The organism is Pseudoalteromonas sp. SA25 (assembly GCF_011378705.1).
In the GTDB taxonomy this organism is placed as follows: domain Bacteria; phylum Pseudomonadota; class Gammaproteobacteria; order Enterobacterales; family Alteromonadaceae; genus Pseudoalteromonas; species Pseudoalteromonas arctica.
This window is the reverse complement of the sequence record NZ_WTKV01000031.1, coordinates 50,560-58,919: the sequence shown is the minus strand read 5'-3', so window position 1 is coordinate 58,919 and position 8,360 is coordinate 50,560. Positions and strand designations below refer to the sequence as shown.

The window sequence follows — 8,360 nt, the reverse complement described above, 5'->3', positions numbered from 1 at the left end:
CTGTTGGTCACTCAGTTTTCAATTGAGACTCTAATTTGTTTGCCTCGCTACCTAAGTAGGTTGGCTGTTAGAACTCAATCTGTACGAGTGCCCACACAGATGATTGCTTTATATTGTTAAAGAACGTTTTGAGTCGCTTTAGCGTCTCAAGGGATGCGAATAATACACCCTTTATTTTTCGAGTCAACACTTAGTTTTAAACTTTCTTTTTAGAAGATTTAAAACCGAAGTTTTACTTAACTCTCTGAGTAGTTCGTGCCTCGCTATGCGTTGGCGTTTCCTGTCTCAGTGGGGTCGCATTATAGGGAGATTCGAGCGGGGGTCAATGTTTTATTTCAGCTTTTTGACAATTAAATGAATTTAGTATGAAAGCTATACAAATAAAGGGCTGCAGGATACTTTTAGTTTAAAAAACACTCATAATTTATGTATCAATTGATGATGTATTAGTAAGGTTTAAACTAAGCTGTATGTTAAACAAACAACACACAGCTTTATTTAAAATTAAAGATTTATTTAGATGCTATTTCCCATACGGCAATAGAGCCTGATATTTCATTTCCAACAATTAAGAGTGGATTTCCTGTTGCACTTTGCTCTGCTGAAACGAATACCATTCCTTCAGGTGCCAAATCGCCTGTAATATTCGCTCCTTTAATTAAGCCTCTATTATAGAAGTAGTCTTCAAATTGCACATTGTATGGATTAGTAATGTCGTAAACCATAATACCGCCCATACGTTCTAATCCAACAAAAGCAAATGTACGATCGTCAATTTTACCAATAGTCAGCGCTTCAGGCTCTGCGCCTTTATCATCTGAACGTGAGTCACCTTTGTTTTCATCTTCATTATTGTTAAATGATTCACCATGCACAGATGCTGTTATACGTGCTATATCGTCATCTGAATCAAAAACCACCAGCCCATTGCTATCCCAAATAGTAAAAGAACGTGCGCCATAGCCGTAAAGCGATTCGTATTGTCCGTCGTTATTGGTATCGCCTTTTATTGTTGTTACTTTTAAGCGACCAATATCATCATCGTCATTATTTAAGTAATCAAAATTAGTAGCAAGCGTTAAGTCTTCAACGCGGCTTTCATCTATATAAGCTAAGCAGCCATCGTCTTCATCGTAATCAAGTCCGCCCTTTGCTATACAGTCTGCTTCATTCGTTGTATCAAAAAAGTATTCTCTTGCGTCACCTTCGTTGGCAGTGACTATAAAGTTAGCGCCTTTCCAACTAAAGCTTGAGATAGTGTCGGGCTGGTACATACCATAGAGCCCTGGGTATGATTTAAAATTCACGCCGCCGTCTTTATCTGAGGCATCAAGTTGTAAGCTTGACCAATCTTTAAAGCCTAAGCCCTTTAGCTCAAGACTGTTGTCTTGTAGGTTAACTATTGCAAGTGCATTGTTTTCTTGAATAGATATATAAGCATATTTGTTATCTTTAGAAATGCTAACGTACTCGGGCTCTAAATCCATAGCTACTGTAGTATTTATTAGATTACCGTTAATAGTACGACCATTTGGGTTTGCAAAAACTACCCCTTGCGCTTCTAGTTCGGTTTGTTTGTTGTTATAGGCTTTAAAATCAATATTTATTGCTGTATCGGCTATTACATTATTTGTTATATCGATAATACTAATAGAACCTTCAGGATCTACGCTGTAGTCGCCACTTGGTTCACCTTCGTTAGCAACCACTGCCTTTGCGCCATCATGGGTGAACGTCACCATGTCTGGTAAAAATCCGACTGTAACATTTTTAATAAATACAGGTGAGTCGCCGCTTATATCGTAAAAAGCAATTTGACCTGCATCACCCGTGCTTTCAGCAGCCATTGCCACTGCAAGTAGATTGTTATTTTCATCAATAGCAATGCTGTTTGCATCGCCTTGGGTAAACTCGTTTAAAAGCAACGTAATAACGGATGTTAAATTTGTGGCGTTTATAACCCCTTCGTTATCTTTAACGAGTGCGGCAGTATCAAAGGTGTCGGCGGGTAAAATATTAACAACAGCGTCATCACCTGAACTGTTAATAGCGTAAATCCATTTTTTAGATGCTTGATATGCAACTATTTCAGCTGCACCTTCTGGGCTTTGTGCATTTAATACACCTCTACCCACAAGGTTAATATTTAATGCTGAATTGGCATTTATACCATTTAACCCATTAGTCCCACCTGTGCCTTGTTCTCCCTGTAATCCTTGAGAGCCGTTTTGACCATCGTCACCATCAAGTGAGCAACCAGTAAGAACAGATATAAGTGACAGCGCAATAATTGATTTTTTAAACATGTAATTTTCCTTAGTATTGTATTTGCTAAATATCAACACACAGGCATGACAAGATTATGGCAGTTTTAATACAGTCCCTCAGCCTAAGTAATTAGCTTATACGCTAGCGGAGTTATTAAAATTAAAGCAGCCGTATAACCAAGAATTTTTACAGTAGGGGAATAATCTCGTTTAATTGCAACCCCTAGCAAAGGTCTAAGTACATCAATACGTGTAATACCCCATGTAATAACACCGCAAAAAGACCAAGTCCCTGTAATAATGATGAATGGTTCAGCAACAGGCCCTAAACTTAAAGGCTGTAGTAAAAAACACAAAATAATCAAAATGCTTTGATGCAATAAATAAAAGGGAAACACCCATACATTGAGCTGTTTTAAATAGTAAGTATTAAAATTTAAAAATCGGTGAGCGAACGCGAGTACAAAAAATACACCTACAACACGTTGAATATTGTAGCTAGCGCTTAAAATAAAATGAGGAAGAGTAAACACCTTCTGATAACTTAATATTATAAGTACAAACAAAACCGCAAAACTCAAAGCTAGTAATACCAAGTTTTTATTTAAGCAGTTCCAAAAGTAAGTGTTTTTGGCAAGTATGTATCCTGCGAGTAGCAGTATTAAGCCGTTAGTCTCTCTGATTGAATCGCCAGTTAAGTAATGGCTTGTAAATAGTACGGCAATAGTGAGCAAGGTAATTAAAAGCCCAAATGACATATCCCCTTTAACAAATGTTTTTAAAGGCGTAAGAAAAGGCAAGCGTGCAAAAAGAGTTAAAACGATAATGATCAGCATAAATTGCCACAACGAGCGCAAATACCATAAGTGATTTACATCCACATTCGGCCACACTCCAGACTGATAATTAATAAAAAGCGTATTGTTCGTCTCTATAAAAGCTAAATAAAATTGCCAATAGCTAATATCAATAACACCGTGCTGTGACATTTCTGCAAACAGCTGTAAAGGCACTATTAGCCATAGTCCCACCAGCAAGGGTAATAGTAAAAAAATAGAACGGTATAAGGTGAAATGTAACCAAGATTTAAAGCTGCTTACTTTATCAATCATAAAACGCAGTGCTACGCCCGAAATAAACCAAATGAGCAACATGCGCCAAGGTGAAAACACCAACATTAAATATTCAACATACTGTGATGTATAATTACTTTTAAAATGAAATCCCCAGTTTTCGCTATACAACATGCCAATGTGATAAAAAATTAGCGACGCAAATGCGATTACCCTAAGCCAATCAAGATAATATTTACGCGAATTAACTAATGAAGGTTGTTGTACTTGAGTGCTCATGCTTTTACTACTTTATGTATGTTATGCGTTATTCATACCTAAAGCTCTCGCTAAAACTATCTATAAGTGCTTATATTACAAGCAATAGTGATAAAAGGTGGTATACAGGGATAAGCGTGCCACGTCAGCAATAAGCATACATTTATGAACCTACAGCACTTTCAACGTTTTCAAAGCATTTACGCATCAGTATTACTGTGTGCTTACGTATTAATTAATAATACAGTAAACGCTACAACCCAAATAATGGAAGCCCAAAGAGAAGGGGCTTTAACTTTTTTAATGTGGGAGCCATTTGTTTGGGAGTATTCAAGTGCCTTGAGTACTTTGCTTATATTCCCTATTTTAATTTGGTTTTTAAGACACTTATCTTTTAATTGGCAAAATATTACGGCCTCATTAGGTATGTACTTTGGTGCCTCTATTATATTTAGCGTGTTACACGTTGGTATTATGGTAGGGGTTCGTAAATTCATATATTTGTTGAATGATGGGTCTTACAACTTTGGACTTAGCTGGTTTGAGCTTATTTATGAATACCAGAAAGACGCTATAAGCTTTGTGTTTTTCATCGTACTTATCAAAGTATATCAATATGTGGTGCAGCAGTTACTAGGTGAAGCCTCTTCAATTGAAGAAAGTGAGCAGCAAACAACATCGACCATAAACCGCCTATTAGTTAAAAAGCTCGGAAAAGAATTCATTATAAAAATAGAGGATGTTGATTGGCTTGAATCGTCGGGTAATTATGTAAACCTACATATAGGCTCACGTATATATCCGTTAAGGGCAACGCTTACAGCATTAAGTAAACAACTTGAAGTGCAGGGGTTTTGTAGAATTCACCGCAGCCATGGCGTAAAACTCGATAAAGTGGAGTCTATTACACCACTCCCCAGTGGCGACAGTGAAATAAAACTAACAACAGGTAAAGTACTTAACTTGTCTAGACGTTATAAAGAGCAATTTAAACTTCAGCTAAAATAAAAAAGGCTACCTAAGTAGCCTCTATTGTTATTTTTTAACTGGGCGTTTCCAACCTGTTAAATTACGCTGTTTAGAGCGTGCAATTGCTAATTGGTCATCTTCAACGGTACTGGTGATCACAGAGCCTGCACCAATTGTTGCAGTTGCACCTATATTTACTGGGGCAACGAGTGATGAATTAGAACCAATAAAGGCATTATCGCCAATAATAGTTTTTGCTTTGTTAACACCATCGTAGTTACAGGTAATAGTGCCCGCGCCAATATTCACTTTTTCGCCAATTTCAGCATCACCTAAATAACTTAAGTGGTTGGCTTTAGAGCCTTTACCTAGTCGGGTTTTTTTCATCTCAACAAAGTTACCAATGTGTGAGTCTTCTTCCATTACAGCGCCTGGGCGAAGGCGAGCATAAGGACCAAGCGTACACTTATCTGCAACTGTGGCATCTTCAATCAGCGTATTAGCTTTAATAATAACGTTATCACCAATACTACAATTTTTAAGGACACAGTTAGGACCTATTTGTACATTATTACCAAGCGTGACCGTGCCTTCAAAAATAACGTTTACGTCGATAAGTACATCTTCACCGGTGGTAACTGTTCCTCGCACATCAATACGCGCAGGGTCAGCAAGTGTTGCGCCATTTAACATTAACTCTTCTGCTTGCCATGCTTGGTAAGCGCGCTCTAAGCCTGCAAGTTGTACGCGGTTATTTGCGCCCTCAACTTCCATTGCATGATCTGGCTGAGCTGAAGTGATTTCTATGCCTTCACTGTGAGCCATTGCAACGATATCTGTTAAGTAGTACTCGCCTTGTGCATTATTGTTAGATAAGTTACCTAACCATGTTTTTAATAGCTTACCGTTAACAGCCATAATGCCTGTATTTACTTCGTTAATAAGTAACTGCTCTGGACTTGAATCTTTTTGCTCAACAATACCAACTAACTTACCACCGGCACGAAGCATTCGACCATAGCCATTTGGGTTTACCAAATTTACCGTTAATACAGCTAAACCATTTTTAGGTGTTGCGGCTAATAAACGCTCTAGTGTTGATTGTTTTGTTAGTGGTACATCACCGTATAAAATTAATACTGTGTCTTCATCATAAACATAAGAGTTGGCTTGCGCTACTGCGTGGCCAGTACCAAGTTGTTCAGCTTGAAGTACCCAATTTACATTGTTATCGGCAAGTTGTTGTTGTAATAGTTCGCCGCCGTGTCCGTAAACTAGGTTTGTAGTCGTTGCACCTAATGCCATCGCATTATCAATAACGTGCTGCACCATTGGTTTACCTGCAACTTTGTGCAAAACTTTAGGTAGAGCAGAGCGCATACGAGTACCTTTACCCGCAGCAAGAATAATAGTTGTTAGAGCCATTAAAACAATTTCCTTTTTTCGTTGTTTTAGCTAAATAAGTCTTATGTTTGATCAGAAGATTACGTAAATCACTTCTTGTGCAAATACTCAGTAGGTTAGTTTATTAGTACTGAATCTTGACTGAAAAAACACACTTAATTGGATAACGTTATTGTAGCGAGGATTGGTGAAGGATATAAGTGAAAATTATCGTTATAGTGCTTTCATTCTTATTAAATTAAAAAGTAAAAAACTCAATAAAGCTTACTTAGGCACTTCTATAGCTTTTACTAGCTTATTATTGTTAATAGTAATAGTGGTAAAGGCTAGAGTACCAAGCTCTTTTGCATAGCTTAGCTGTGTTATCAAACCAACCTTTAATGTGTAAATAAGCTCAGCATTCGCTTTAAAGCCTAAATTCAAATCATATAAATAGATATTAGAGCCATCAGAATGAAAAAGTTTATTATCATTAAGTGCAAATGAATGCTTGTATAGAACAGAGTTTAATTCAAATTCATGGGTTATCAAATTATTCCAACTATCAAAAATCTGTAACTTATTTTGCGCAGAAAGGAATATAAACTTTGAGGTTGAAAGTTGCTCAAACCAAACTGGATTGCTAATTGGTAGCAACATACTTTTTTTGGTAGCCCTATCATATAGGTAAGCCGTGTTACTGGTAGCTGTATCACCCCGCAAAATGTAGCCTATATTTTTGTTATTCAAATACTCTACATTTACAATATTACCATCAACTGTAATAGTATCTTTTAAACTTAACTCAGCAGTGTCGCGGATATCAATTACATTGCTCTTTAATGCTAATAGCTCTTCCCCATCACTTGAAACTTTCATTATTGAAAAATCAATAATGTTTGATTTAATACTCACAGTACCCGTAGCAGTATCTAAAACAGCTAACCTTTTTATTTGTGCATCATTAAGTAAATAATAAATATATCCATTATTAGTGTTCTGAGCGTTGAATGTATTTATATTTTCCGGTGCAATATCTTCTAAATTAAGGGCATCTAAACTGAGTTGATAAATGTGGCGGGTGTACGGGTATTGTGTCGCTAGCATTTCACTTGGGCTCAAAGGTAACGTAGTTGAATAACCTGAAACTCCCTGCATAGATACTTTTTGAAGTAATTTTTGACTAACGAGGGAGTACTGATAAAGAATATTATCAACATTATCGTACCAAAGTAATGAGTTCGATTTTTGATCGTAGTTTAATGACCAGATACGATTTTTGGTCGTATAAAGGTGAGTTTGAGCTCCGCCTTCAGTATCTGCAATGTACAATTCACTAAAACCAAATTGATGGCGCTCGAAAACCACCTTATTTTTATCTTCTATATGAGCCAGAAATTTATCACCGTAAGAATTTAAATTGGGAGAGCTTATTTGATACTCTTCACCCGTTATGAGGTTACGATTCATCAATACAGCAAGCTCATCCCGATTACGGTAACCAAGTTTGGAATATACAAAATTCGTATTATTAACCCCTTCACCAAAAAAAGGTAAATTATTACAATCAAACAAATGCTTTGCTTCACCTATAAAATTACTATCAATAATAAACACTTGGCAGTCTTTCTTGCCACTATTCTGTCTATAAATAATATCACTATTATTATATGACCAACCAACTGGAGTTAATTCATATCCTATTTTAAATAATACCTTTTCTCTGCCTGTAATAAGATCTTTATTGATTAAATAAGACTCTAGCCCTTCATTTTTTGAAACAATAAACGCTAAGTTCTTTTCATTAGGTGAAAGTACAAGAAAACTATGGGTTCCATCTTTCATTGATAAAACCTCTTCTTGGTAGTCTTTGTAAGTTGTTTTTACTTCACGATTTTTGACTGGCCAAATAAAAGAAATTAACAGGATACTAACTAATAAAAGTAGTAGTAACGCCCTTAAGCGAGTTTTATTTATTACAGGTTTTGCTTTTTTTATTACATCTGGTTTATTAAGGTTATCTATGGGGAGGTTTTGGTATTCGCTTTCAATAAATTCAACGCTAGGAACAAAACTATATCCTTTACGATAATGGGTTTTTACTACTAGCTCGCTTTGTTGCGGCGATTTTAATATTTTGCGAAGTTCTGAAATAGCTCGATTAATGGCGTTATCGTCAACATAAGTCTGACACCAAACATCTTCAATTAGATTTTCGCGGGTAATAATCATGTTTTGATTTAAGATAAGGTAACTTAAAATTTTGTACAGTAGTGGCTCTAACTCTTTTTCTACAGTGCCATCACTAATTATTTGCCGCTTTATATTTAAACACCAAGCACCAAATTTGACTTCTACTACTGAATCAGAAAACTCTGCTTGTTTCATTTTTTCACTTACTTTATATCCT

5 protein-coding genes are annotated in these 8,360 nt (G+C 36.3%); 1 reads left to right on the top strand and 4 read right to left on the bottom strand.

What is annotated here, in order from left to right; genetic code table 11:
• Positions 1 to 512 precede the first annotated feature (512 nt).
• Positions 513 to 2,306, bottom strand: a complete 1,794-nt coding sequence (locus tag GQR45_RS19580) for a choice-of-anchor I family protein (RefSeq protein WP_165726816.1) — start codon at positions 2,304 to 2,306, stop codon at positions 513 to 515.
• Between the two features lie 83 nt (positions 2,307 to 2,389).
• Positions 2,390 to 3,619: an acyltransferase family protein gene (locus tag GQR45_RS19575; RefSeq protein WP_101163103.1), complete on the bottom strand. Its 1,230-nt coding sequence runs from the start codon at positions 3,617 to 3,619 to the stop codon at positions 2,390 to 2,392.
• 144 nt (positions 3,620 to 3,763) lie between these two features.
• Here GQR45_RS19575 and GQR45_RS19570 point away from each other — a divergent pair, with 144 nt between their 5' ends.
• On the top strand, positions 3,764 to 4,606 hold the full coding sequence (locus tag GQR45_RS19570; protein ID WP_007585965.1) for a LytTR family DNA-binding domain-containing protein: 843 nt from the start codon (positions 3,764 to 3,766) through the stop codon (positions 4,604 to 4,606).
• A gap of 27 nt (positions 4,607 to 4,633) precedes the next feature.
• On the opposite strand, the gene glmU is transcribed toward GQR45_RS19570, so the two are convergent.
• Both glmU and GQR45_RS19560 read right to left on the bottom strand, forming a co-directional pair.
• Positions 4,634 to 5,992 (bottom strand): bifunctional UDP-N-acetylglucosamine diphosphorylase/glucosamine-1-phosphate N-acetyltransferase GlmU, encoded by a 1,359-nt coding sequence (gene glmU, locus GQR45_RS19565; RefSeq protein WP_165726815.1) that lies wholly within the window; start codon positions 5,990 to 5,992, stop codon positions 4,634 to 4,636.
• 243 nt (positions 5,993 to 6,235) lie between these two features.
• Positions 6,236 to 8,338 carry a winged helix-turn-helix domain-containing protein gene (locus tag GQR45_RS19560; protein ID WP_165726814.1) on the bottom strand — a complete coding sequence of 701 codons (2,103 nt, stop codon included), beginning with the start codon at positions 8,336 to 8,338 and terminating at the stop codon, positions 6,236 to 6,238.
• Positions 8,339 to 8,360: the final 22 nt, after the last annotated feature.